Source organism: Desulfobacula phenolica, assembly GCF_900105645.1.
Classification (GTDB): domain Bacteria; phylum Desulfobacterota; class Desulfobacteria; order Desulfobacterales; family Desulfobacteraceae; genus Desulfobacula; species Desulfobacula toluolica.
The window spans coordinates 162,739-187,984 of record NZ_FNLL01000007.1 but is presented as its reverse complement, the minus strand read 5'-3'; the positions used below and the strand labels follow the sequence as shown (position 1 = coordinate 187,984).

The following is a 25,246-nucleotide window of genomic DNA, read 5'->3' as shown; positions in this document are numbered from 1 at the left end:
GTTTAAATACTGATGGGGAAAAATGTCATCCCCGCTATTTGAATCACTTCTTTTATAACCCTGCCGCTCCTGCTGGCAACTATTAATGCCATGGTATCCTGAAGGGAAATAAGCTTTCCGAAAATACGTTCATAACTTAGATTCTTGACGTCATCTTCAAAACTGTTGGTCAGGATCACTAATCGGCCGTTATTCATATGCCGGGTTTTAAGCCGCCAGACAAAAATTTCAATATTTCTGGCACTGTTATACAGATTTTGTTCATTCAAATAATCCAGCATGAAAAGTTCACATTTATTATTATAGGATTTATGAATCATGGTGTATAAACCATACATCATTGCAAAGATCCGGTCCCCTTTGAATTCGGGTTCAAATCCCATCAAAATGGCATCTGTACTGTCCTTGAAATCCAGTTCCTTATGTTTTTCATGAACCGGACATGTAAATATCCGGTCTATGCTGGACTCAATTGTCCTGCCTTTAATTTTTTGTAATTCATTGGGGTTTTTTTTGTAAAGTTTTTCAGTCAGGGCTTTTAAAAGAGTGATTACCTGATTCATGTGGATTTCAGAAACAAGATCAATATCTGTTTTGGCAAGATTTTTGATATTAAATTTAGAAGATCCTGTGCATCCGAATAATAAAAAAACGCAAACAAGAGCAAAAGTAAGAATTTTTTTTAGAAAAGGATTGAAAATAATTTTTTCCTTTTATGAATCCCCCCTGAAATAAATGAAAACAATTTCAGGGGGGATTTTATATGAAAGAACTTCTAACCTGTTGGAATCAAATCTCTTTCATGTCTTGTTGTGGCAGCTCAATCTGCCATGGCCTTTATTTAAAATGCTTTTATGGTTTTGTATTCTTGAATGCCCTTGTGCATTGTTTTAACAGCAAGCTGAATACAATGATGTTTTTTTTCAGGAATATTTCCAAGGACTTTAAAAACATCTCCGTCATTGATGGCTAATGCTTCATCAATCGTTTTACCCTTTACCAGATCAACAGCTGCCATTGCTGCAGATATTGCTCCGGCACAACCTGTGATTTCATACCGGACATCATCAATGAGATCATGTTCATCAAACTTAAGGTAGACCTTCATCGTATCCCCACAGGATCCTATTTTTTCGGACACCTGATCAGCATTTTCAATATGACCCATATATTTCTTTTCAAGATAATAATTGATTGCCGGATTAGCATATCCTGCATCTGATAGCATTTTACGTTCTGCATCAGATGATGTAATTTCTGTAACCACCGCGTATTCCTTCATTTAACCCTGATCAAAAAGAATATTTTACCGGGCATGATAATAAAATATTCTATTATTAAAAATAAAACATGTATCCTAAAATAATGAATTTCTTTTTTATGTCAAGCAAAATGGATAAAACATATCATTTGTTGCGATCTATCATGGTGATATTGATCATTTCATTCGTGAATAAATCGTTCTGTCTATAATTGTTATTTTATCAGGTTGAATTGGATAAGGATAAAAAAAATTACAAATGCTTGTAAATTTGGTTGATAAATAATACAAATAAAAAATACTTGAGATTATTATACGCTGTGATATCATATATCGTAAAGTTTTCTGGGATGATTTCCCCAAAAAAATCAATAATTATAGCAATACTTGCAGTAGCCCATATTATATTTTCTTCTATCATCGGACAGGAAAAAAAGGAGAATGGATTATGAAAGAGTTGATTAAGTATATTGCTCAGGCGCTGGTTGATAATTCGGATCAGGTTGATGTTCAGGAAATTAAAGCTCAGCAGACTGTTGTGTTGGAGTTGCGGGTTGCAAAAGAAGACCTTGGAAAAGTAATTGGGAAAAAGGGCCGAACTGCCCAGGCTATGAGAACTATTCTGTCATGTGCATCTGCAAAAGAACAAAAAAGGGTTATTTTGGAAATTGTTGAGTGACGTTTAATAATAATTTTTTGTTGAAGAATAATGAGTTGTTGCTTCGTTTTGTGGTTTTATTTTAAACAGAGAAAACCTGGTTTTATGGGCCGGTTTTCTTTGTTTTACAAAGTTTTTCAAATAATCGCCACGAAGATTTTGATATCTGACCGATTTTTGATTTTATTGATATCAATGGCATCCCAAAATTATTGCTGTCAATAGATATAACTAACGATTCGATTGTTTAAAAATTAAATTTGATATTGAGGAAATGGCAGAAAAATTGCAATAATAAAAGTAAATCAATGCATTTAGTAAAAAAATATGAGATTATATCTGGATAATAGTTTTTAATATTCTGTAACTGCTTAAAATAGAATTATATTTTTATAAATCTTGTATAACCTGTAATATAGGGCAAAATAGTTTGTAGGTGTCCTGTAGGTGCTTTGATGGTGAAAATATAAAAATACTTTGGTCTAACACTTTGAAGTTTTGAGGGATTTAAAAAAAGAAATGGCGGAAGTGCATGGGAATCGAACCCACCCGGGACGGTTCTAGCGCCCCACATCGGATTTGAAGTCCGAGGGCCCCACCAGTGAGCCGCGCACTTCCGCAATCGAATTAACGAAGGTACAGTATAACTGGAGAGGCTTGTTTGTCAACCTTTTTTGGCAATTTTAATGGTGTGTGGCTCACTATTTTATATAAAATGGACCGAGGATTTGTTTCTGTTTGTGTAACATCCACTGTTACTTGTTTCTATGTATGCTTCAATTACAGTTCTGACTCTCATATCAGGAAGACATACAGCCGTCATCTTTTTTAACGACTTCGGAGTAGCATTCTCCTTTTTCCTTATCGGTCTCTGAATTTTTATCGCAATCGGTCATTTTTTCGACAACTTTTTTCTGGTCTTCAGCATCACAATAGTCTTTTTTTCCTTTATCTTCAGTCATGGAATTTCCTCCTCATTATAATTGTTTTTTCTCATGGTACGCCGCAGGGCAATTATCATTACCTCTAAATTTAAGATCGCCCCTTTGATTGTCAATTGACATTCAAATGCCTGTTTGAAAAACATCATTTTATTTTACATGAATTGTAAGTCTTCTGCACACATGGAAGAGGGCGGTAATTTCTTCTCACATGATTTTTAATTTGCTGATCTTATAGCGTAATGTCCCACGGGGGATTCCCAGAAGTTTTGCTGCCTTGGTGGTGTTCCCCCGGCATTTTTTCAAGGCTCGGGTGATCAGGCGGGCCGTCACCTCCTCCAGCACAGATTCGATGTCATAGAGATCTTTCGGAATTTCCAGAAACGCATCTGAATCCGATGGTATTTTGTTGACAGCATTCTCAATTTCCGGGGGAAGATGTGAACGTTTCAAGGCAGTTTCGTTGTGCATGATGCAGATACGCTCAAAGACATTCCTCAACTCTCTCACATTTCCGGGCCACCTGTACTGCATGAGCTTCTCTTTTGCATCCGCATCCATATCCTGGAATTTTTTGTGAAATTGTTTTGTGAACTTGTTTAAAAATATTTTGGCCAGGGCCACAATATCCTCAGGCCTTTCTCTCAAGGGAGGAATATGTATCGGAAAAACACTGAGCCGGTAATAAAGGTCTTCCCGGAATTTCTTTTCTGCAATGGCCTGTTTGAAATCAATGTTGGTGGCGGCAATCATCTTCACATCGGTCTGAATATCACGCCTTCCACCAATCCTTCTGAAATTTTTACGTTCCAGCACCCCCAGAAGCTTTGCCTGGAGTTGAACCGGCATTTCCCCGATCTCATCCAGAAATACCGTTCCGCCCTGGGCCATCTCAAAAAACCCCTTGTTCTGTTTTACCGCATCGGTGAAAGCCCCTTTTTCATGTCCGAAAAGCTCACTCTCCAGAAGATTTCCAGGAAGCGCCGCGCAATTGATAATTACCAGGGGCATGTCACGGCGGGGGCTTGCCTGATGAATGGCCTGGGCCACCACCTCCTTGCCCGTACCGCTCTCTCCTGTGATAAGAACGTTTGCCCCTTCATGCCGGGCCACTTCCCGGGCCTGGGTCAGAATGCTCTTCATCTGGGCACTTTGTGCAACAACATCTGTTTTGTCGGGAAGATTGAGACTTTTTTTCAGAACACCCACCTGCTTTTTCAGCTGGCGGGTCTCCATGGCAAGGCGGAGAATCAGCTTGATGGCATCGGCTTTAAAGGGCTTTTTGATGTAATCATAGGCCCCGAGCTTCAAGGCATCCACAGCCGATTCTATGGAGGCGTACCCGGTGATGACGATTACCAGAAGTTCCGGGTCCAGATCCCGTGCCTTTTTCAGCACTTCAATGCCATGGATATCAGGGAGATTGAGGTCCAGCAGTACCACATCCACCTCATTTTGTCTGATAAAGTCAAGACCCTCCTTACCGGTGGCAACAGTGGAAACCGCATATTGCTCCTCGGTGAGAATACGGAACAGATTTTCCCTGATGATCTCTTCATCATCCACAACAAGAATATTTTTCATTTTTATTTACCCGGAATCATGGTTTCTCAAAATTTCTTTATTGTACGACCGGCAGATGGAGCTGAAAGCAGGCACCGCCGCCGGGCTTATTTTCCACCGTAATTGTGCCGCCATGCTCTTCCATGATGGTATGGGTGATGGACAGCCCCAGACCGAATCCGTCGGCATTATGACTGAAAAAAGGGTCAAATATGGCATCCATATCCTCTTTGGCAATTCCCGGTCCGTTATCCCGGATGGAAAGTACGACCATTTTTTCTTCCGATGTGTCAACAAGAAAAGTGGATATCAGAATTTCATCCTCCCGGCCGGAGTCTTTTTCCCTGGACTTTTCCAGCGCATTCAAGGCATTGAGAACAATATTCAACAAGGCCTGCCGGATACGCTCCCGGTCAATGGGAATACGGGGAAGGCCGGGTGTGGTTTCACTTCGAAGGGTAACCCCCTTTTGCTTGCATTGTTTTTTGACAAAAAACAGGGTGTCTGCCACCACCCGGTTGATATCTTCCAATACCGGCGCATGACCTGGTCTTGAGGCAAACTCCAACAGTCGTGTGACAATATTCTCAAGTTTTTCGATTTCTTCCAGCGCCTGCTGGATGAGCAGCCTGTCATTGGTGCGGTTGGCAATTCGGTCATGGAGATCATCCAGCATCAGGGTGATGCCGGTCAGGGGATTTCGGATTTCATGGGCAATGCCGGCGGCCAGAATGCCCAAAGAAACCAGTTTGTCGGAGCGGCGGATATGTCTCTCCATCTTTTTTCTCCTGGTCACATCCCGGAAGATTAAAAGTGTTGACGGATCACTTTTCTTTATCTCTCCCCGGATGTTGGAGATGGAGGTTTCCAGATACATCTGTTTTCCTCCGGGTAGCTTAATCTCCAGGGATTCCGGATGGATTTCCTTATCCCTGCGATTTTTTTGTGTCAGGGCCATCAACTCGGGATAAGGTGCCAGAAGGGTATGAATATCACTTTTCAGCATTTGTTCCTGGGACAGATTGAAGAAATCAAATGCACGGGGGTTGGCAGAAAGAATCTTTCCGTTCCTGTTAAAAACAACAAGACTGCTCAGCATACCGGCATGGATACTCTTGAGCAGATCAACATGCTGTCTGAGTTCATCCAGGGATCGGACAAGGTTCTGTTCATGCTGTTTGAGGCGGCCTCCCATTTTTGTAAATTGTCCGCCCAGAATTTCCAGTTCATCCCCGCTTTTGATTTCAATATTTATATCATAATTTCCGGAACTGATTTCATTGACCTTTTCCGTCAACCGGACAATGGGGGTGGTAAAACTTTTGGCCAGAAACAGGGCAATGGCGGCAACCAGAACACCGATAACAAGAATAAGCAGAATGGCTTTGCCAGACAACCGTTTAATCATGAAATCAATCTCAGCCGATGTCTGCGCCACCGACCGGTGAAATTCATCGGTCTGCGCCCCCAGGGTCACCCCGCCAAAGCATCCGTTCTTTTCATACACCCCATGGTTGAACATCACCGGCGCATAGGCAAGCACCCGGGAGACTCCCTTGACACTGGCAGTCTCCTTAACACCTGAATTTCCCGCAATCACCTGTTGGGCAATATGATGGTAGTTTTCATGTACAAACGGCACATGGAGCAGGTTAAAGGGAAACTGTCCTTTCTTTAGATTTTCTTTACCATAGGCATCCGATGCCGGATCAATCAGGTTTCCTTCGGCATCAAAGCCCCGTATATCCCAGAGCTTTGGGTGGGTGATGATCCAGCCTTCATCGTCAAACATAAAAGCATAATTGCCGCTTTCATAGCTTGGAAAAAGGACTTCCCCGTTGCCAAAGGGAAGAACATGCTGGGTAAATTCCATCAGGTGCCGGTGATCCAGGGCCAGGGAGACAACGCCCTGACAGATGCCTTTGTCCATCTTTTTTGCGGCAAATCGAATGATTCCCTCATAAGCCCCTCCCCCTGATGCCTCTTCCACATTGGCAGCCCCATTGAGCTGCTCATCCCTGCTGATGTGATAACCTGTTAAACGGGAAACATAAATTTCATTATTTTCAAGGGCCAGACCTTGGTTGAAATAATCTTCCGGACCGAAATCAGTGTTGAAAACAGTGGAAACCTTTTGCCCCGGGGAGGCAAGCCGTCTATTTTCAACCCGGATCTCTACCACACCCTGAGCATTGATAAAGGTCACTTCACGGTAAAGGGGTTTCTCTCCTCTCATTTCCCGGCCGGTCCGGGACCGATACCATGTTTTTCTCTGGTGAATGCCTTCAAAATCAAGATAAACAGATGGGTCGGCAGGAAGGGTGGCAAGCATCCTTAAATCATCAACACAGGCAGACAATAATTGTTCCACCTGGGCTGCAATGGCCTGGGCCCGGGCTTCAAGCAGGGACATTGAATTTTTTGTCAGGGCGGTGCGGTTACGCTCCAAAAGCGTATTGAAAACAGAATCAATGTGAGCCCGGATATAGAAGCTCAAGGCAATCAGGGGGAGAAGGGAGAGCATCAGAAAACCGGTTAAAAATTTTTTACGAATACCAAATTTCATGCAATTTCCAGTAAATTTAACATCTCTGACGGCTTTCACGAAAAAAAAAATCTTCTTAATCCATATCAATATACGTCTTGTAAATCAATGAAAATGAAACGGCGAAAATTCGCCGATTACCGGTGGATTTTGGTCTTTTATCTCTCTTTATATTTTGCTTAAAATTACACCATCCCTCTTATTACCGGCTTTGCAAAGGGCTTTCCGGATGGTGGTACGCCTTTTGCTACAGTATGGATCACACTGGTTACACCTTAAAAAAAACCCTTAATTTTGGAGGAAGACACCATGGAGTCCCACAACGCGATGAACAGACGATCAAAAATGCAGGTGACGGGCCTTATTGTCGGTCCCATTGTCTTTGCCCTTATCTGGATGCTGAATCTGGACCCGGCAAAACCGGAAGTGACCCGGATGGCAGCCATTGCAGGATTCATGGCAATTATGTGGGTCACTGAAGCCATCCCCATGGCAGCCACCTCCCTTTTACCTGTTGTGCTTTATCCTCTCATGGGCATCATGGCCGGAAAATCCGCCGCAGCCGTCTATTTCAACAGCACCATATTTTTGTTCATGGGGGGATTTCTCATTGCCCTTGCCATGGAAAAATGGAACCTTCATAAGCGGATTGCGCTGCTGACCGTAAAAACCATCGGCGGCGGCCCTGCCCGGATCGTATTTGGTTTTATGATGGCTTCGGCTTTTCTTTCCATGTGGATCTCCAATACAGCCACCGCAGTGATGATGCTGCCCATCGCCCTCTCCATTGTCTTTAAAATGGAAGAGGAGTTCTCGGCAGCAGACACCAAGACTTTTACCATGCCCCTGCTTCTCGGTATTGCCTATGCCGCATCCATGGGAGGAGCCGCCACCCTTGTGGGCACCCCGCCCAACCTTGTTCTGAGCCGGACCTTTGAGCAGCTTTTTCCCACAGCTTCATCCATCTCCTTTGGTACCTGGATGCTCATGGCCCTTCCCCTCTGCGTTATAATGATAGCCATTATCTGGTTCCTTTTGACACAGGTGTTCTACAGAACGCCTTCCCATGTAAAGGTGGATCCCGACGTTATTGAAAAAGAGTACAGGCAGCTGGGTCCCATCTCTCCCGAAGAGAAGAAGGTATTGATGGTCTTTGCCGCCACCGCCCTGCTGTGGATTTTCAGAAAGGAACTCAACCTGGGTTTTGCCGTTATTCCAGGATGGGCATCCCTTCTGCCATTTCCAAAACTTGTTGATGACGGCACGGTTGCAATCACCATGGCCATGTTTCTCTTCTTTTTGCCCACCACCCGGAAAGATGCGAAAAGTGCCACCATCCTTGACACCCGTATTTTCTCCAAAATCCCTTGGGGAATCATCCTTTTGTTCGGTGGCGGTTTTGCCCTGGCCAAAGGATTCCAGTTGTCAGGCCTGTCGGAATTTGTCGGCAACAGGCTCCAGATCCTGGAGGGGACAAGTTCCGTGGCCATGATCGCAAGCATCTGCACAACCCTTACCTTTCTTACGGAATTGACCTCCAATACCGCCACAACCCAGATGATTCTGCCCATCCTCTCATCCATGGCCGTGGCCATGAAAATCAATCCCCTGATGCTGCTGGTTCCGGCCACCCTGTCCGCATCCTGTGCCTTTATGATGCCCATTGCAACACCTCCCAATGCCATTGTCTTCAGCAGCGGGCGAATCAGAATGTTCGAAATGGTCAAGGCCGGTGTTCTGATCAACTTTATCGGTGTGATTGTCATCACCGGAATATTCCTCACCCTGGGTACCATGGTGTTTGCCATTTTTCCTGGTGAGATTCCCCAGTGGGCCCTGTTAAGTGCAAATTAAAATTAAACTCGTTACCCTTTATTTTTTTTAATAGTTTTTAATTAACCAAAGGATTATGAACAAATGGAACAATTTGAACAGAATGTATTTGATTATCATTGTACCCCGGTTGCAGGTAAAATTCAGGTCATGCCTACCAAGCCATGTCAAACCGCAGAAGACCTCTCCATGGCATATACACCTGGGGTTGCCCTGCCGGTCCGGGATATTGCAGACAATCCCGATACTGCAAGACTGCACACCTGCCGTCAGAATCTGGTGGCTGTGGTCTCCAACGGCACGGCAATCCTGGGGCTTGGGAACCTCGGTGCCCTGGCCAGCAAGCCGGTGATGGAAGGAAAGGGAGTATTGTTCAAAAGATTTGCCGATGTGGATGTCTTTGATATTGAGCTCAACACCGAAGATCCTGAAAAAATTATAGATATTGTCAAAATCATGGAACTGACCTTTGGCGGTATCAATCTTGAAGATATCAAGGCACCGGAATGCTTTGAAATTGAAGAAACCCTGATTGATATCTGCAATATCCCTGTTTTTCATGATGACCAGCACGGTACTGCCATCATCTGTTCGGCAGGTTTTATCAATGGGCTGGAAATTACCGGCAAAAAAGTTGAAGATATCAAAGTGGTCTTTAACGGTGCAGGTGCCGCCGGTATTTCATGTGCTAAACTCTTGGTCTCCCTTGGTGTAAAATATGAAAACCTTGCCATGTGCGACTCCAAAGGGGTTATCTATAAGGGCCGTAAAGAGGGTATGAACAAGTACAAAGAGATCTTTGCCCTGGAAACGGAACATAGAACCCTGGAAGATGTCATAAAAGGTGCGGATGTGTTTATCGGCGTATCCCAGAAAGATGTTGTTACTGCCGAGATGCTCCTCTCCATGGCCAATGATCCCATGGTGTTTGCCATGGCCAACCCTGACCCTGAAATCACCTATGAACTGGCCACAGCCACAAGGGATGACGTTATTATGGCCACGGGCCGTTCCGACTATCCCAACCAGATCAACAATGTGCTGGGCTTTCCTTTTATCTTTCGGGGCGCTCTGGACGTGGGGGCAATCAAGATCTCAGAGGGAATGAAACTTGCCGCAGCCAGGGCACTGGCAGATCTGGCCAGACAGCCGGTGCCTGAAGTGGTGAAGAAAGCCTATAACGGCAAGACATTTGCCTTTGGCAAGGAGTACATTGTTCCCAAACCCTTTGATCCAAAGGTGATTGAGTGGGAATCCGTTGCCGTGGCCAAAGCGGCCATTGAGGAGGGGCTTGCCACCATTAACATCAATGACTGGGAAGCATATGCCGCATCCTTGAGAAAGAGAATGGAAAAATTCTGGTGTGAATGCACGATGGATAACTGATTAACTGCCGGCAGGCCGGCTCGGGATAAAAAAGAAAATCAGGCAGCGGGCAGGAAATGGCCCGCTGGCTGTTGTATTATATAAAGGTGACAGCAACATGAATGAGTTTATATATGAACGTATGTTCCCCTTGGGAAAGGATACGACGGAATATCGTTATCTTACCGGGGAATATGTCGGGATAAACAAATTTGACGGAAAAGATGTTCTCATGGTGGAACCACAGGCACTGACCCTGCTTGCTGAAAAAGCCTTTAAGGATGTGGCCCATCTTTACCGGCCAAGGCATCTTGAGAGACTCAGACAGATTATTGATGATCCGGAAAGTTCCGACAATGACCGGTATGTGGCTTTGGAATTGTTGAAAAATGCAGTTATTGCAGCGGAAAAAGTGTATCCCATGTGCCAGGACACGGGAACCGTAATTGTCATGGCAAAAAAAGGGCAGCAGGTCTGGAGCCGGACCGATGATGTGGAAGAGTTATCCAAAGGCGTATTCAAGGTGTATACACAAAATTATTTGAGATATTCTCAGAATGCGCCCTTTACCATGTATGAAGAGAAAAATACCACGACCAACCTGCCGGCCCAGATCGATATCACAGCTGTTCAGGGCGATGAATACAAGTTCCTGTTCATGGCAAAAGGGGGCGGATCAGCCAATAAAACCAATGTGTTCCAGATGACAAAAACCATATTGAAATCGGAACAGACCCTGATCGATTTTATGGTGGAAAAAATGAAAGGGCTTGGGACATCTGCCTGCCCGCCATATTATATTGCATTTGTCATTGGCGGCACGTCTGTGGAACTCAATCTGAAAACCGTAAAACTTGCATCCGCCAGATACCTGGATTCTCTTCCCACCCGGGGCAGTGACACCGCTCATGCCTTCAGGGACATTGATCTTGAAAAAAAAGTGTTGGCCCGGTCTCATGAATTGGGCATCGGCACCCAGTTCGGGGGCAAGCATTTTGCCCTTGATATGCGGGTGATCCGCCTGCCGAGACACGGGGCATCCTGTCCCATCGGTCTGGGGGTTTCCTGTTCAGCCGATCGCCAGATCAAGGGGAAAATCACAAAGGATGGGGTCTTTCTGGAACAGCTGGAAGAAAATCCCGGCCAATACCTGCCGAAAAAAGAACCTGACATGAAAGAAGCGGTTCATATTGATCTGAACAGGCCCATGGATGAGATCCGGGCGGAGTTGTCCAGGTATCCGGTCTCCACACGGCTGGCTTTAACCGGACAAATTGTTGTGGCAAGGGATATTGCCCATGCAAAATTCATGGAACGGTTTGAGGCAGGCAAAGGCCTGCCCAAATACTTGAAAAATCATATTGTCTATTATGCCGGCCCTGCCAAACGGCCTGAAAGAGAAATTTCAGGATCATTCGGCCCCACAACAGCAGGGCGAATGGATACTTATGTGCCCGTCTTCCAGGAAGAGGGTGCTTCCATGATAATGCTGGCCAAGGGCAACAGAACAAACCAAGTCACAAATTCCTGCAGGATCCATGGCGGGTTTTATCTGGGCTCCATCGGCGGGCCTGCTGCCCGGATCGGAAAAGACTTCATTAAAAAGGCGCATATCATCGAGTACGAAGAGTTGGGGATGGAAGCGGTCTACATGATCACCGTAGAAAATTTCCCGGCCTTTATTATTGTTGACGATAAAGGCAATGATTTTTATGCGGATCTTCTGTGATTAAACCTGTTTTTTAACGGTACGGCCTTGGCGGATATGTTTGATTTCCGCCGGGGGCCTTTATTTGTTTTCTCCTGACACAGGGGGAATAATCAAGCTTCTAAAAAACCGGATATCCCTGTTCCCCGGTTGGACACCCCTTTTTTTATATGAGTGTTTTTACCATTGTTAAACCCTTCTTTGAAGGCACCTGATGAAGCTTGATGTCTGCCGTATCGGACGGTTGATAATTTTGGGAACAGTCGTGATTTTTCTTTACAGATTTCTTCATGATGTTGAGCCATTAATGCCTTGGTCGCTTTTACGGGCAGGGTCGTGTCAATATTGCCCTTACTATTTGAATTTTCCATGATTGAATCTTCAAACATCAATTTGTGATTATGTTCAATCCCGGCAATAAACCCCATATCAAAAGAAACTTTATCTCCTCTTTTGGCGTTGTTTTTCTTTTTGAAGCTTTGCCAAAGTGTCCGACCTGTATCAAGAAGGAAATGGTAAACATATTCTGCAACGATTAAAGCCTCTTTTCTTCCAATCAGGACAATGCATCGATAAACCGTATCGTCTTGGGCATTGTAAGTATCTGAAGTGATACAGTTTACATAATAATAGTCTCTTAAAATAGACAAAATAGCTCTTTGAATACTTTCAATGCGTTTTTTCTTATGGCAGATTGTAAGGTATTTGATATCCGGATTATCATCATGAGCATTAATTCTCTGAAGATTGTATTTGTTAAGCAGGTAATTGGCTTTTCTGGATGCTGCCTGGGCCTCTGCCTCGTTACTGGATTGCCCCAGGGCCATCAGTTTTTCAACTTTCCTTAACATTTTTTGAGCATCAGGCGGCAAGCTTCCTTTGAATTCCTGCAGCGTTTTATGAAAATCCTTGCTGCCCGCAACAAAAGCCGGATGTACCCCTAATTTTTTACAGGCTTTCTTAAAATATTTGCCATGACCATCTGCATTATCATAAAATTCGGAAACGTATTGATGCGCCATCTCATGCTTCAGTACCTCCACTACAATATCCCAGGCTTCAGTCTGGATAAGATGACTTGAGATCGAAAGCGTTTTTGTTCCATGATTCCATAAACCAAGCTCTTTTCTGCCGGAAGAGATATTGATTGCAGGGGGAGTAATATCGACTCCGTATTGCCAGGAAATATTTTTGTGTTCCCTGTAAAGTTGTTTTGCCCATCTGATTTCCATATCTTCCACTTGCTTTTTCATGGTATCAATCATAATCATCTTCAATATCTTAAAAAATATTTGTGCTGGCACAGGCCGGGACAGACAAGAAAAAATGGGTTTTCAGACGTTGTTATACTGTCATCCGGATGGGCCGAAGCACTTTTATTATCAGTATTCATAATATGTGTAAAGGAGTATTAAAAGCAAATCTCAACTTTCGGACTTAAGTTATATCAGAACCTCATCCAGATTTTGAAAATTTACAAAACTTGACATCAAATGATATGTATAAAAAGCATCATCAAGAATATTTTTTTTATGTGATAGGAAGCCTGATAATGAATTTTGTGCCTTGCCCCAAGGTTGAGTCGACTTCCATTTGACCGCCATGATTTTCAGTAATGATGAAATATGATACAAAAAGGCCAAGCCCAGTGCCTGATCCCACCGGTTTGGTTGTAAAAAAAGGTTCAAATATCTTTTTTTTTGTCCCCTCATCCATACCCGTACCATTGTCCTCTATTTCAATGCAGACCATTTTTTGACTCTTTTCACACCATGTCCGAACGATAAACCGGGGCTTGTTTTCTTTGTTTTCCTGCATTGCCTGGAAACCGTTCCTGAAAATATTCAGCAGCACCTGCTGAATTTTAGCACCTTCGCAGGGCACAGGAGGAATGTTGTCTGCATACTCTTTTTTGATATCAATTCGTTTAAAATCACATTTTTTCTTAAGGTCGTAGTCTGATTCTGCCAGTTCCAGTGTTTTATCAATCAGTTCGGAAATGGAAAAACAAGAAAACCGGCCATCGCTCTTGCGTACAAAATTGAGCATGTTGTCAATAATATTTGACACTCTCTGACCTGATTTGTTGATGGCGTTTATCATGTTGTAAATTCCCCGGATCTCCATGAACTGTTTGATGGTTTCCATTGTGGTGCCTGACTTGTGGGCTGCATCCAGATTGGCAGGCAATTCACAATTTATCAATCGATTGGACATTACATGAGCGGTCTGGAGCATCCCTGCAAGGGGGTTGTTAATTTCGTGTGCCATACCGGCCGCCAATCCGCCAACAGAAAGCATTTTTTCGTTTTGAATCATCATCTCTTCCATGCGAACATTTTGAGTTACGTCATCAATACGAATTACCACTCCTTTGATGCCATTGGCGATCAGGGGGTAGATGGTTATATCTTCGTAACAGGTCTCATTTTTTAATTTGCGGGGTTTTTTCAGCAGATGTCTGGTTTCACGGGCTTGAATGCTTTCAGTTATTGTTTCCATTTCAATGTTCATACCGGGCAGCACGTCTGAAAAAATTTTTCCTTTAGCATCATTGGCAGAGATCCCTGTTATTTTTGAAGCCGTTCTATTCCATTGAGTTACTTTAAATTCATCATCTACACCGACAAGAACAGAAGGCATGGAATCAAAAATATTAGACAGATAGTTGCGGAGGTGATTGACTTCACCCTCTGCTATTTTTTTCTTGATGGAATTTTCTGCAAGATCAGTTAAAAAGGTTACCAGTGATTTATTATACTCAATAATATATTCGACTTTTTTACGCTTTAATACCGGTACTTTATCAAGTGCTGTAAGATAGCCGTCAAGATCATAACCAAATTTTTTTGCCTGTTGAATAAAGAAATTCCGGTCAAAAGGCTCTTCTTTATAAAAAAATTGTCCCAAAAACAGTGTTGCCAGATGCTGATTTGTAACTATGATAGGGATTCCGATGTCCCAGAGACCATTTTTACATTTATAGCAGCAAGCCTCACCTTTAACAAGGCGAGTTTTAATAAAATTATCACTGGCTTGACATTGTTTTAATGAATCGTTGTTGGCACGGTGGAAATTGCAGCATATTTCCTGCCAGCCTGCGCCAACCAGCAGTGAATTGTCAAAGGCATCAATTATCCCGGTTGGGATACCCGTAGCTTCATAATTTGCATCCGCCATATTTTGGACGGCGGCTAAATCAAGCAGTTCGGATAATCGGTAATTTTCCATTTTGCAACCCGATTTGTAAATTAAGGAGGGAGTTCTTTTTAACATTATTTCAATTTTACTGAATCCATCATGAGTTAGATTACATTAAATGGCGGTATAATGCAAAATGTAATCATGAAGATAAGCCAGTATCCTTTACCTGTTTTTGTTTTCAATCCTAATTTTTTCTTCGATTAATCTCCTGAGGCGCTGCTGTGTTTGTTTCTGCTGGATTAAAAGCCAGTGTTTTTGAACTTTTTTGGGGATATCAAGCAGGAAGAGGCCCGGTCTCATATATAGGAGATTGGAAGCGTCTTCTTCATCCAACTGACCATAACGCTGTGTGCTGTAAACAACAAAAGGCGATTCGTAGAACTGTCCTGTCGCAAGAAAAACTTTTAAAAAAACATGTCGCAAAGGATGCCCCATACAATTAACGATAGCGTTTGTAGCTGAACAGGATATCACTGAGGGAGGTTTTTTTTGGTGGTTCAACCAGTGCCCAGTCGTTCCAAGATACAAACCTTTATTGATTCTATGGTGTGAATGCAATTTAAAAACATTCGTAAGCAAGGGGAGAGAATCGTCTTTAACTACTTTGATTTCGCATTTTTCTAATCGCATGAAAAATTCAAGGATTTTTTCGCGATACAAATAATGAAATATTTTATGAGATTTATCCTGCGGCACATCATGTAAAAGTTTGCATATCGCATTAAATATTTGCTGGGACATCGCGGGGATCGGCCATATTTCAAGCATATACAGATATATGATTTGATGAAGCCGTTTGGCTAAAACAACTGATAATAGACAGTTTAATTCCGCTGTCAGGCTTTGATTTGTAAGACTTTGACCTGTAAGGTTGCTTCCCGTATCGCCGCCAATCATATGTTTGTTTTTAATGGGCATAATAAACTGCTTACATTTATTTTTTTATGTCACTTTTTTTGTCCCAACAGTTCAGTAATTATTTCAATATTATTACTTTAATTGCAGGTCATAAAAAGAGCAGGAAAGGCTAAACGTAACATATTTAAATGATCAATAAAATTAATAAATTTCGTTTTTTATGGCATTTTTTGTTTGGCGCTAACTAATAAATTTTAAAAAAAATAATCAAGTTTGATAATAACCTGACCGGGCAAAAAAATCAAATTATAAACTTTAAAAATTGTTAATGTTCAACGAATATTTTGCAAAATTTAAAATAGAAAACCTTCTGAAAAAATCTGGAATAAGCATTCAGCCGTTTAAAAGAAGCCTTGGAAACTGACCGGGAGTGATGGTCGGGATGACCGGGTCATAACATGCCATTTTCATAATTAATGATGGAATTAATAAAAAAATTTTAGTACATATTATTTCTTTGATTTATCAATTTGCGTTTATGACGTTCGATTAACTGAAGGATGAATAAATGATAAATTCACAAAGACTGGCTCAACGGTTTAAATCACTTGTTGAAATTGATTCTCTTTCCCGGCAGGAGAGAAATGTTGCGCTGGAACTTGAAAAAATATTAATTAGGATGGGAGCAACAGTTTGTTATGACACGGCAAAGGAAGCGGTGAAAGGCGATTGTTCAAACCTTGTGGCCAGGTTCAAGGGAACCGTTGATGCAGCCCCAGTCTTCTTGTCCGGTCATATGGATACGGTTGGGCCTGGAAAAGGCATAAAAGTGCTGTTTGAAAACGGTATTTTTAAAAGCGATGGAACAACCATTTTGGGTTCGGATGATAAATCAGCCCTTGCCATTATTCTTGAGGTCATGGACGTGATCATTGAAAATAAAATGGATTACCCGCCGGTTGAAATTGTTTTTACGGTTTGTGAAGAAATCGGTCTTTTAGGTGCAAAAAATTTTGATTATTCTTTAATAGAGTCAAAATTCGGATATATACTGGATTCAACCGATACGGAAGGGATTGTCACAAAAGCCCCGGCTGCCAACAGGATCACCCTTAAGGTTTATGGAAGGGCGGCTCATGCGGGTGCAGCGCCTGAAAACGGTATCAACGCCATTGCCGTTGCCTCAAAAGCCATTTCCAAACTCAAGTTGGGCCGCATTGATGAAGAGACCACCTGCAATCTTGGAACCATAAAAGGAGGAGTTGCCACCAATATTGTTCCTGAGTTTGTCAAAATCTGCGGGGAAGTCAGAAGTCATGATGTGGAAAAACTGAAAAATGTTACGGATTGGATTGTCGATGCATTTTATGTTGCAGCCGAGGAGTTTGATGGCAATTCGGATCTTCCCCGGATAGAAGCCGTTGTTGAGAATGATTTTCCCCTTACAAATATTTCTGAAGACCACAAGGTTGTTAAGCTTGCCAGGAAAGCGGCAAACAATATCGGCATTCCCATGGAAAGCAAAACCATAGGCGGTGGCGCAGATGCCAATATCTTTTTCAGCCGCGGTATTGCTGCCGGTGTTTTGGGAACCGGAATGACGGATGTTCACACCCTGAATGAATCCATTGACATCAAGGATATGGAAAATTCAGCACGGCTGGTGCTGGAGATTCTAAAGGTTCATGCAGCAGGAGGCTTGTCCTGAGATGATTGCTTATTTTGATATGTTTTCCGGTATCAGCGGGGATATGACCCTTGGAGCGTTCCTGGATCTTGGCGTACCAGTTGACTGGTTGAACGAAAAATTATCCGGAGTTTTAAAAGGCTTTGAATTAAAGACAAGTATTGTCTATAAACACCACTTAAAAGCAATGGACGTTGTTGTTGATGTTATTGAAGAAGACTGCTCATCAAGGAATTACAAAGATATTAAAACCTTGATTGAAACCTGTTCGTTGTCTGAAACAGTAAAAATGAACAGTCTTTTGGCCTTTAAAAAAATAGCACAAGCCGAGTCCGTCATTCATGGCAAAGATATTGAAACGGTTCATTTTCATGAAATCGGCGGCATTGATTCCATTGTTGATATTATCGGCTCTTTTTTGTGCGTGGAATATCTGGGTATCAAACAGGTCTATGCCTCTTGTATTCCGTTAGGGTCAGGATTTGTAACCTGTTCCCATGGAAAAATACCGGTTCCTGTTCCGGCAACCATAGCCATTTTAAAAAACATCCCGGTAAAACCGTCCGATGCCAAGACGGAAATTGTAACCCCTACAGGAGCAGCTATTATTTGCACTCTTGCAGCTTCATTCGGGGGTATGCCGGAAATGACCGTCAAACAGGTCGGTTATGGCTCGGGCAAAAGAGATACCGGCTCAACTCTTCCCAATTTGCTGCGCATTGTATTGGGCAAAGAGAGAAAAGATCAGAAACAGGAGAATACAAACATTCAAAAAGAAACCATTTATGTGATAAAAACCAATGTGGATGACATGAGTCCCGAGGTTTCAGGATTTTTGATGGAGACTTTGTTTGAAAATCAGGCACTGGATGTCTGTTATGTTCCGGTTCAGATGAAGAAAAACAGGCCGGGGATCCAGATTGAGGTGATGTGCCGTAAAGAAAATCTTGATCATATTGTTCGCCTTATACTTGCCCAGACCACATCAATCGGCGTGAGATATCATGAATGTGAAAGATCCTTTCTCTTAAGGGAAACAGCTGTTATTGATACCTTGTTTGGAAAAATGCAGGTGAAAAAGATAACCAATCCTGACAAGAGTATCAGGTTTGTTCCGGAATATGAGGCTGCAAAAAAGGTGGCAAAGAAAAAAAAGATACCGCTCAAAGATGTGTATAACCAAGTTTTATGTGATGTCAACTCTCTTTTAGACAACGCCCCCTTGATATAAATTGATACAAAATTTTTGATCAGATTCCTTATGATTCAATTCACTTGACCCGATTTTCTTGATCCAATTTTCTTGACAGGGGATGATGCAGAATATAGAACTGCCAGATGACTTTAAATAATAAAATAATAATGTTTTTTGCCACAGGATTTTTTACCGGTAAAAGCCCTTTTGCACCAGGTACATTCGGCACTCTTGCGGCGGTTCCTTTTGCTCTGGTTTTTTTAATCATTTCACCATCATTTTATGGTTTTTATATCGTGAGTGTTATACTTGGTGCCATTTATGTTGCGGATCAGGCTGAAAAAATACTGGGAAAGAAAGATCCCGGATGTATTGTTATTGATGAGATTGCAGGGTATGTAGTTACCCTGTCAATGGTTCCGTCTCATATTTCTGTTTCTACGCTTGCAGCCGGTTTTTTTATATTCCGTTTTTTTGATATTGTGAAATTCGGACCTGTTAAATATTTTGAAAATAATTTTTCAGGGGGAGCAGGAGTGGTGTTGGACGATATTATGGCAGGTGTTTTTTCTGCAATTGTTTTAAGAATTCTATATTTATCGGGTATATTTTAGGAGAAAAAGGGATGGGAATAAATTCGGAAAAGGATAAAGCCATAAAAACGGCAATGAGCCAGATTGAACGTCAGTTTGGCAAAGGATCTATCATGAAACTGGGCGGTCGGGCCATTGAAGCCGTTCCGGTCATACGAACAGGCTCCCTGGCTCTGGATAAAGCCCTTGGGGTCGGCGGATATCCCAGGGGCAGGGTGATTGAAATTTACGGTCCTGAATCATCCGGAAAGACTACCCTGGCTCTTCATGCTGTTGCTCAGGCACAAAAGTGCGGCGGGATTGCCGCCTTTATAGATGCCGAACATGCCCTGGATGTGGCATATGCCAAACGGCTGGGGGTGGATTGCGACGAACTGCTGATATCCCAGCCCGATACAGGGGAACAGGCTCTTGAAATAGCTGATATGCTGGTAAGAAGCGGTGGGGTTGATATCATGGTCGTGGACTCTGTAGCCGCGCTTGTGCCCCGGTCTGAAATTGAAGGGGATATGGGAGATTCTCATATGGGACTGCAGGCACGGCTGATGTCCCAGGCCTTGCGAAAGCTTACCGGAACCATCGGTAAAACCAATACCACCCTTATATTTATCAACCAGATCAGGATGAAAATCGGTGTGGTCTATGGCAATCCCGAAACCACAACCGGTGGGAACGCCTTAAAATTTTATTCCTCCATGCGCCTTGAGATCAGAAGGGCGGCTCCGATTAAAGACGGCCAGGAAATCATTGGGAACCGAACCAAAGTTAAAGTCGTGAAAAACAAACTGGCGCCTCCTTTTAAAGATATTGAGTTTGATCTCATGTATGGCGAGGGCATTTCAAGAACCGGAGATCTGCTGGATATGGGGGTTCAACTTGAAATTGTAGACAAGAGCGGATCATGGTATTCGTTTGAAGGCGAACGAGTCGGCCAGGGAAGAGAGAATGTAAAGCTTTTTTTGATCGATAACCCGGATATATTTGAAAAAATTGAGCAAAAAGTTCGTGAGAAGCTTGGGCTTTCAGAGCCTGCCGTAAAAGAAAACCAGGACAAAGAAGTCAAAGCGTAACATATCAGTGAATTAGGAGTTGTAACATGACAGGCAATGATGCCAGAAAGATTTTTATAGATTATTTTAAAAAACACAATCATCAATATGTAAGGTCTTCCTCTCTTGTGCCACAGGATGATCCCACCCTTTTATTTGTGAATGCCGGAATGGTTCAGTTCAAACGCGTGTTCACGGGAGATGAAAAAAGGGAATATTCAACTGCGGTAACCGCCCAGAAATGTGTCAGGGCCGGTGGCAAGCATAATGATCTTGAAAACGTTGGGTATACGGCAAGGCATCATACCTTTTTTGAAATGCTGGGCAATTTTTCTTTTGGTGATTATTTTAAGGAAAAAGCCATTGCTTTCGGTTGGGACCTGCTCACCAAAGGGTATGGGTTTGACAAAGAAAAACTATGGGTTTCCGTGTTTCATGAAGATGATGAAGCCTATGACATCTGGCGGGACCAGGTGGGCGTATCAGAAGAAAGAATCGTAAGGCTTGGGGAAGCGGATAATTTCTGGAGCATGGGAGATACCGGGCCTTGCGGGCCTTGCAGTGAAATTCATATTGACAGGGGAGAGGCATTCGGGTGTGGTGCTAAAGAGTGTGCCGTGGGGTGTGACTGTGATCGATGGCTTGAGTTGTGGAACCTTGTCTTCATGCAGTTTGAACGAGATGAACAGGGCAATATGACCCCATTGCCCAAACCAAGTATTGATACTGGCCTGGGACTGGAACGGGTAATTTCCGTTCTTCAGGGGGTTCCAACAAATTATGACACGGATTTGTTTGTTCCCATCATGGAAAAAGTCGGGGAACTTTCCAATAAAAAACGGCATGAATCAGACCAGGTTGAAGTGGCCATGAAAGTTATTGCCGATCATTCCCGGGCCACCGCGTTTTTGATCAGTGACGGGGTGCTGCCCTCCAATGAAGGCCGGGGATATGTGCTGCGCCGAATCATGAGGCGGGCCATCCGGTACGGAAGGAGTATCGGGCTTGTCAAGCCTTTCATGCACGAGACCGTACAGACGGTTTTTAAAATTATGGACCAGGCCTATCCAGAACTGAAAGAGTCTTCTGCATTTATCTTGAACGTGGTGAAAAATGAAGAAGAAAAATTTCTTGAAACCCTTGATACCGGCATGAAATTGCTGGAAGCCACCCTGGAGGACATAAAATCAGGTGATATTAAATCAGATGACATGAAATCAAACAATCATTCCACCATCTCCGGGGAAGTGATTTTTAAACTTTATGATACCTTTGGATTTCCCGTTGATATTATTGAAGATCATGTCAAGGATATGCAGATCAATCTTGATATGGATGGGTTTGACCGGGCAATGGCAGAACAAAAGGCAAGATCCAGGTCCACTAAAAAGTTCACAGGGGTTGGCGATGCCTATAAAGCTTTGACATCACAAGGAGTGAAAACCGATTTTCAAGGTTATGACAAGATTGTTGGAACATCCGAAGTTCTTATCCTTGTAAAAGACGATAAAGAGATTGAGGCGGCAACGCCGGGTGATTCCATAGAAATTGTAACCGCTTCCACTGTTTTTTATGCGGAATCAGGCGGACAGGCAGGTGATGCCGGAATATTTGAAAATGAAAATTGTGTCATCAGGATTACGGATACGGTCAAAGATCCCAGCGGGCTTTTTATCCACAAAGGGATGGTCAAAAAAGGTTCGGCAAAAAAAGGGGATCTATTCAGCCTTACCGTGGACGCCGTGAAAAGACAGAACACTGCGGCGAATCATACAGCCACCCATATCCTGCATTCCGCCTTGAGAAAGGTTCTGGGAGAACATGTCAAACAGTCGGGTTCACTTGTAACAGATACCCGGTTAAGATTTGATTTTACCCATTTTTCATCTATTTCCACACAAGACCTTTTGGCCATTGAAAATGAGGTCAATCAAAGGATTCGTGAAAATTGTCCCGTTCAAACCAAAGAGATGAACATGGATGATGCGGTTAAAGAAGGTGCCACTGCATTGTTTGAAGAAAAATACGGAGATGTTGTACGGGTCGTGTCTCAGGGTGATTTTTCCCGGGAGCTTTGCGGGGGAACCCATACAAAACAATCCGGTGATATCGGGCTGTTTAAAATTTTGTCCGAAGGCGGAATCGCATCTGGTGTAAGAAGAATCGAGGCTGCAACAGGTCAGACAGCGCTGGATTATATTCATAAAGAGCAAGGCCTTATTGAATCGGCAGCCGGTCTGTTAAAAGGTGCCAAAGAGGATTTGGTTTCAAAGGTTGAGGCTCTGGTCAAGGATAAGAAAAACCTTGAAAAAGAACTGGAATCCTTGAAAGCAAAAATGGCATCAAAGTCTGTTGAAAATATGGATGATGCCATCCGGGAAATCAACGGGGTCAAAGTGATTTCAAAGCGGGTGGAAATTGAAAATCCTTCCCAGTTAAGGGACCTGGCAGATAAATTCAAGAACAAAATAGGCTCCGGAGTCATTCTTCTGGGTGCCCAATCCAATGGAAAAGCCTTGTTGATAAGTGTTGTCACAAACGATTTGACAAAAAAGTTCAAAGCCGGTGATATTGTAAAAACAGCTGCAAAAATAGTCGGTGGCGGAGGCGGGGGCAGGCCAGATATGGCCCAGGCCGGCGGCACAAAACCTGAAAACCTGGACAAGGCACTGGAATCGGTTTATCAAACAATGTCATGACCGCATATTTTATAAGGCGATTGTTGCTGGTGATACCGACCTTTATCGGTATCACCATCATGGTTTTTACCATCACCCGTTTTGTGCCGGGCGGTCCCATTGAACGGATCATTTCCGATGCAAGGGCCATGCAGACGGGCCAGGGCGGATCATCTGCATCCGCAACATCCGGGCCTGGAAATGGACAGCCTCTTTCCGAAGAACAGATTCAAAAGTTAAAAGAGTATTACGGGTTTGATAAACCCGTTTTAACCAGTTATTTTATATGGCTTGCAAAGGTGTTGAGAGGGGATCTTGGCAGGTCCACCCGATATTATGACCCGGTCTGGGACATGATCAAAGAACGCATTCCCATCTCCCTTTATTTTGGTATTTTAAGTTTGATTATGATTTACGGGGTCTGCATCCCACTTGGCATGGCAAAGGCCGTACGCCATAAAACCGGTTTTGATAACATCACGTCCATCATTATTTTCATGGGGTATGCAATTCCCGGCTGGGTGGCAGGCGTACTCATGCTGGTTCTGTTTGCATCCAATTATGATGTCTTCCCTTTGGGCGGGCTTGTGTCCGAACTGTTTGAGGAGATGAGTCCAATTGAAAAAATAATTGATATTGCCTGGCATACCATTCTTCCGCTTTTTTCTTATGTTATCGGTTCTTTTACCGTGATGACGCTTTTGATGAAAAACACACTGATGGACTCTTTGTCGTCCGATTATGTCAGGACCTCCATAGCCAAGGGACTTTCTTTTAAAAAAGCCGTACTCAACCATGCCCTGCAAAACAGCCTGATCCCCATAGCCACAAGCTTTGGTAACAATATCTCCATTATTTTAATGGGATCATTTTTAATTGAAAAAGTTTTTAATATCAATGGGATGGGGCTTTTAGGATATGAATCCATTCTTGACCGGGATTATCCTGTGGTCATGGGAATTCTTGTGATCTCTTCTGTCTTGTTCATGATCGGCAATATTTTATCCGATATTTGTGTTGCCTTTGTTGATCCCCGGGTGAGGTTTAAATGATATCCTTGAATCCTGTTACCATCAAAAAGATCAAGCGGTTTCGATCCATTAAAAGGGGATTCTGGTCATTTGTTATTCTTCTGGTCATGATGTTCATCTCTTTTTTTGCCGAGGTGTTTATCAACTCAAAGGCATTGCTGGTCTATTATGACGGCAGATTTTATTTTCCAACCTATACACAAATGATCCCTGGGTCTGAATTTGATTTGGGATATGAGTATGAAACCAATTACCGGGATCTTAAAAAAAAGTGTCAAGCTCAGGCATCATCTGATTTTGTGATCCTGCCCCCGGTTCCCTATAACCCGTATGAGAATGATCTTAAGCAAAACTCTTATCCGCCGTTTGCCCCCTCATTTAAGGAACGGCATTTTTTTGGGACCGACAATGTGGGCAGGGATATCCTGGCACGGCTGGTATACGGATTTCGGACGGCCATTGTTTTTTCTGTTGTTCTTTTGATCATGAACTATACAATCGGCATTACCATTGGCTGTTCCATGGGGTATTTCGGTGGTAAATTTGATTTGATTTTTCAGCGGATAATTGAAATCTGGAATAATATTCCGTTTTTATATGTGATCATCATCATTGCTTCGGTTGTGATCCCCAGTTTTATGATATTGATTTTGATCATGGCCTTTTTCGGGTGGATCGGCATTACCTGGGTCATGAGAACAATTACATATAAAGAAAAAGAAAAAGAATATATCCTGGCTGTCCGTTCCCTTGGAGCATCCCACGCCAGAATCATATTCAAGCATATCATCCCCAATACCATATCCGTTATAGTGACCTATGCGCCTTTTGCCATTTCAGGGGGGATCGTCTCTTTAACATCCCTGGATTACCTGGGATTCGGCCTGCCGGCTCCTACACCTTCCTGGGGGGAATTGCTTTCTCAGGGCTGGCAGAACATGGATGCATGGTGGATTGTCTCTTCTGTGGTGGCTGCCCTTGTGGTCACCCTGATGACCGTCACCTTTATCGGTGAAGGCATAAGAGAGGCCTTTGACCCGAAACTGCACACCTTTTATGAATAGTTGTTTTTGATCC

Annotated in this window: 19 protein-coding genes and 1 tRNA gene; 11 read left to right on the top strand and 9 right to left on the bottom strand. The window is 43.1% G+C overall.

The genetic code is table 11. The features are described 5' to 3' along the window. Positions 1-2: 2 nt before the first annotated feature. On the bottom strand, positions 3-563 hold the full coding sequence (locus BLT94_RS13205) for a hypothetical protein (protein ID WP_092234927.1): 561 nt from the start codon (positions 561-563) through the stop codon (positions 3-5). A 278-nt stretch (positions 564-841) separates the two neighbouring features. Continuing rightward, the gene (locus BLT94_RS13200; RefSeq protein ID WP_014958362.1) at positions 842-1,267 is read right to left on the bottom strand and encodes an iron-sulfur cluster assembly scaffold protein; all 426 of its coding nucleotides are present in this window, start codon (positions 1,265-1,267) and stop codon (positions 842-844) included. Positions 1,268-1,709: 442 nt separating this feature from the next. Between BLT94_RS13200 and BLT94_RS13195 the strand changes: the two genes are divergently transcribed. Further along, entirely contained in the window at positions 1,710-1,940 is a 231-nt protein-coding gene (locus BLT94_RS13195) for a KH domain-containing protein (RefSeq protein WP_092234924.1), read from the top strand. A gap of 499 nt (positions 1,941-2,439) precedes the next feature. Here BLT94_RS13195 and BLT94_RS13190 read toward each other — a convergent pair. The 4 genes from BLT94_RS13190 to BLT94_RS13180 form a co-directional block, all read right to left on the bottom strand. Continuing rightward, positions 2,440-2,537 (bottom strand) — tRNA-Sec (locus tag BLT94_RS13190). Between the two features lie 182 nt (positions 2,538-2,719). Further along, entirely contained in the window at positions 2,720-2,881 is a 162-nt protein-coding gene (locus tag BLT94_RS22035; RefSeq protein ID WP_175530356.1) for a hypothetical protein, read from the bottom strand. Positions 2,882-3,067: 186 nt separating this feature from the next. Continuing rightward, positions 3,068-4,444, bottom strand: coding sequence for a sigma-54-dependent transcriptional regulator (locus BLT94_RS13185; protein ID WP_092234921.1), 1,377 nt, complete (start codon positions 4,442-4,444; stop codon positions 3,068-3,070). A gap of 37 nt (positions 4,445-4,481) precedes the next feature. Next, positions 4,482-6,989, bottom strand: a complete 2,508-nt coding sequence (locus BLT94_RS13180) for an ATP-binding protein (RefSeq protein ID WP_092234918.1) — start codon at positions 6,987-6,989, stop codon at positions 4,482-4,484. A gap of 288 nt (positions 6,990-7,277) precedes the next feature. Between BLT94_RS13180 and BLT94_RS13175 the strand changes: the two genes are divergently transcribed. The 3 genes from BLT94_RS13175 (at position 7,278) to BLT94_RS13165 (ending at position 11,895) form a co-directional block, all read left to right on the top strand. Beyond that, the gene (locus BLT94_RS13175; protein ID WP_092234915.1) at positions 7,278-8,822 is read left to right on the top strand and encodes an SLC13 family permease; all 1,545 of its coding nucleotides are present in this window, start codon (positions 7,278-7,280) and stop codon (positions 8,820-8,822) included. Positions 8,823-8,885: 63 nt separating this feature from the next. Further along, the gene (locus tag BLT94_RS13170) at positions 8,886-10,187 is read left to right on the top strand and encodes a malic enzyme-like NAD(P)-binding protein (protein ID WP_092234912.1); all 1,302 of its coding nucleotides are present in this window, start codon (positions 8,886-8,888) and stop codon (positions 10,185-10,187) included. Positions 10,188-10,284: 97 nt separating this feature from the next. Continuing rightward, positions 10,285-11,895: a FumA C-terminus/TtdB family hydratase beta subunit gene (locus BLT94_RS13165; RefSeq protein WP_092234909.1), complete on the top strand. Its 1,611-nt coding sequence runs from the start codon at positions 10,285-10,287 to the stop codon at positions 11,893-11,895. A 92-nt stretch (positions 11,896-11,987) separates the two neighbouring features. Here BLT94_RS13165 and BLT94_RS13160 read toward each other — a convergent pair whose 3' ends face one another. From BLT94_RS13160 to BLT94_RS13150, 3 genes are all read right to left on the bottom strand, one after another. Further along, positions 11,988-13,145, bottom strand: coding sequence for a DUF2786 domain-containing protein (locus BLT94_RS13160; RefSeq protein ID WP_092234906.1), 1,158 nt, complete (start codon positions 13,143-13,145; stop codon positions 11,988-11,990). 259 nt (positions 13,146-13,404) lie between these two features. Continuing rightward, on the bottom strand, positions 13,405-15,105 hold the full coding sequence (locus BLT94_RS13155) for a PocR ligand-binding domain-containing protein (protein WP_092235143.1): 1,701 nt from the start codon (positions 15,103-15,105) through the stop codon (positions 13,405-13,407). 135 nt (positions 15,106-15,240) lie between these two features. Next, positions 15,241-15,996 (bottom strand): hypothetical protein, encoded by a 756-nt coding sequence (locus BLT94_RS13150; RefSeq protein ID WP_092234905.1) that lies wholly within the window; start codon positions 15,994-15,996, stop codon positions 15,241-15,243. A gap of 508 nt (positions 15,997-16,504) precedes the next feature. Here BLT94_RS13150 and BLT94_RS13145 point away from each other — a divergent pair. The 7 genes from BLT94_RS13145 (at position 16,505) to BLT94_RS13115 (ending at position 25,233) form a co-directional block, all read left to right on the top strand. Beyond that, positions 16,505-17,644, top strand: a complete 1,140-nt coding sequence (locus tag BLT94_RS13145) for a M20/M25/M40 family metallo-hydrolase (protein WP_092234902.1) — start codon at positions 16,505-16,507, stop codon at positions 17,642-17,644. Position 17,645: 1 nt separating this feature from the next. Continuing rightward, positions 17,646-18,854: a nickel pincer cofactor biosynthesis protein LarC gene (gene larC, locus BLT94_RS13140; RefSeq protein ID WP_092234899.1), complete on the top strand. Its 1,209-nt coding sequence runs from the start codon at positions 17,646-17,648 to the stop codon at positions 18,852-18,854. Between the two features lie 107 nt (positions 18,855-18,961). Then, positions 18,962-19,432, top strand: a complete 471-nt coding sequence (locus tag BLT94_RS13135; RefSeq protein ID WP_092234894.1) for a phosphatidylglycerophosphatase A family protein — start codon at positions 18,962-18,964, stop codon at positions 19,430-19,432. 11 nt (positions 19,433-19,443) lie between these two features. Further along, a complete protein-coding gene (recA, locus tag BLT94_RS13130; protein ID WP_092234891.1) occupies positions 19,444-20,481 on the top strand; it encodes a recombinase RecA in 1,038 nt (345 codons plus the stop codon). Positions 20,482-20,507: 26 nt separating this feature from the next. Further along, positions 20,508-23,159 carry an alanine--tRNA ligase gene (alaS, locus tag BLT94_RS13125; protein ID WP_092234889.1) on the top strand — a complete coding sequence of 884 codons (2,652 nt, stop codon included), beginning with the start codon at positions 20,508-20,510 and terminating at the stop codon, positions 23,157-23,159. Continuing rightward, on the top strand, positions 23,156-24,190 hold the full coding sequence (locus tag BLT94_RS13120; RefSeq protein ID WP_092234886.1) for an ABC transporter permease subunit: 1,035 nt from the start codon (positions 23,156-23,158) through the stop codon (positions 24,188-24,190). The genes alaS and BLT94_RS13120 overlap by 4 nt, the downstream gene beginning before the upstream one ends. Further along, a complete protein-coding gene (locus BLT94_RS13115) occupies positions 24,187-25,233 on the top strand; it encodes an ABC transporter permease (RefSeq protein WP_092234884.1) in 1,047 nt (348 codons plus the stop codon). The genes BLT94_RS13120 and BLT94_RS13115 overlap by 4 nt, the downstream gene beginning before the upstream one ends. Positions 25,234-25,246 lie beyond the last annotated feature (13 nt).

Bases quoted from the DNA above. Each gene is read 5' to 3' on its own strand.
- BLT94_RS13205 (WP_092234927.1), bottom strand. From the start codon at position 563: ATGAATCAGGTAATCACTCTTTTAAAAGCCCTGACTGAAAAACTTTAC.
- BLT94_RS13195 (WP_092234924.1), top strand. From the start codon at position 1,710: ATGAAAGAGTTGATTAAGTATATTGCTCAGGCGCTGGTTGATAATTCG.
- BLT94_RS22035 (WP_175530356.1), bottom strand. From the start codon at position 2,881: ATGACTGAAGATAAAGGAAAAAAAGACTATTGTGATGCTGAAGACCAG.
- BLT94_RS13185 (WP_092234921.1), bottom strand. From the start codon at position 4,444: ATGAAAAATATTCTTGTTGTGGATGATGAAGAGATCATCAGGGAAAAT.
- BLT94_RS13180 (WP_092234918.1), bottom strand. From the start codon at position 6,989: ATGAAATTTGGTATTCGTAAAAAATTTTTAACCGGTTTTCTGATGCTC.
- BLT94_RS13175 (WP_092234915.1), top strand. From the start codon at position 7,278: ATGGAGTCCCACAACGCGATGAACAGACGATCAAAAATGCAGGTGACG.
- BLT94_RS13170 (WP_092234912.1), top strand. From the start codon at position 8,886: ATGGAACAATTTGAACAGAATGTATTTGATTATCATTGTACCCCGGTT.
- BLT94_RS13165 (WP_092234909.1), top strand. From the start codon at position 10,285: ATGAATGAGTTTATATATGAACGTATGTTCCCCTTGGGAAAGGATACG.
- BLT94_RS13160 (WP_092234906.1), bottom strand. From the start codon at position 13,145: ATGATTATGATTGATACCATGAAAAAGCAAGTGGAAGATATGGAAATC.
- BLT94_RS13155 (WP_092235143.1), bottom strand. From the start codon at position 15,105: ATGGAAAATTACCGATTATCCGAACTGCTTGATTTAGCCGCCGTCCAA.
- BLT94_RS13150 (WP_092234905.1), bottom strand. From the start codon at position 15,996: ATGCCCATTAAAAACAAACATATGATTGGCGGCGATACGGGAAGCAAC.
- BLT94_RS13145 (WP_092234902.1), top strand. From the start codon at position 16,505: ATGATAAATTCACAAAGACTGGCTCAACGGTTTAAATCACTTGTTGAA.
- larC (WP_092234899.1), top strand. From the start codon at position 17,646: ATGATTGCTTATTTTGATATGTTTTCCGGTATCAGCGGGGATATGACC.
- BLT94_RS13135 (WP_092234894.1), top strand. From the start codon at position 18,962: ATGACTTTAAATAATAAAATAATAATGTTTTTTGCCACAGGATTTTTT.
- recA (WP_092234891.1), top strand. From the start codon at position 19,444: ATGGGAATAAATTCGGAAAAGGATAAAGCCATAAAAACGGCAATGAGC.
- alaS (WP_092234889.1), top strand. From the start codon at position 20,508: ATGACAGGCAATGATGCCAGAAAGATTTTTATAGATTATTTTAAAAAA.
- BLT94_RS13120 (WP_092234886.1), top strand. From the start codon at position 23,156: ATGACCGCATATTTTATAAGGCGATTGTTGCTGGTGATACCGACCTTT.
- BLT94_RS13115 (WP_092234884.1), top strand. From the start codon at position 24,187: ATGATATCCTTGAATCCTGTTACCATCAAAAAGATCAAGCGGTTTCGA.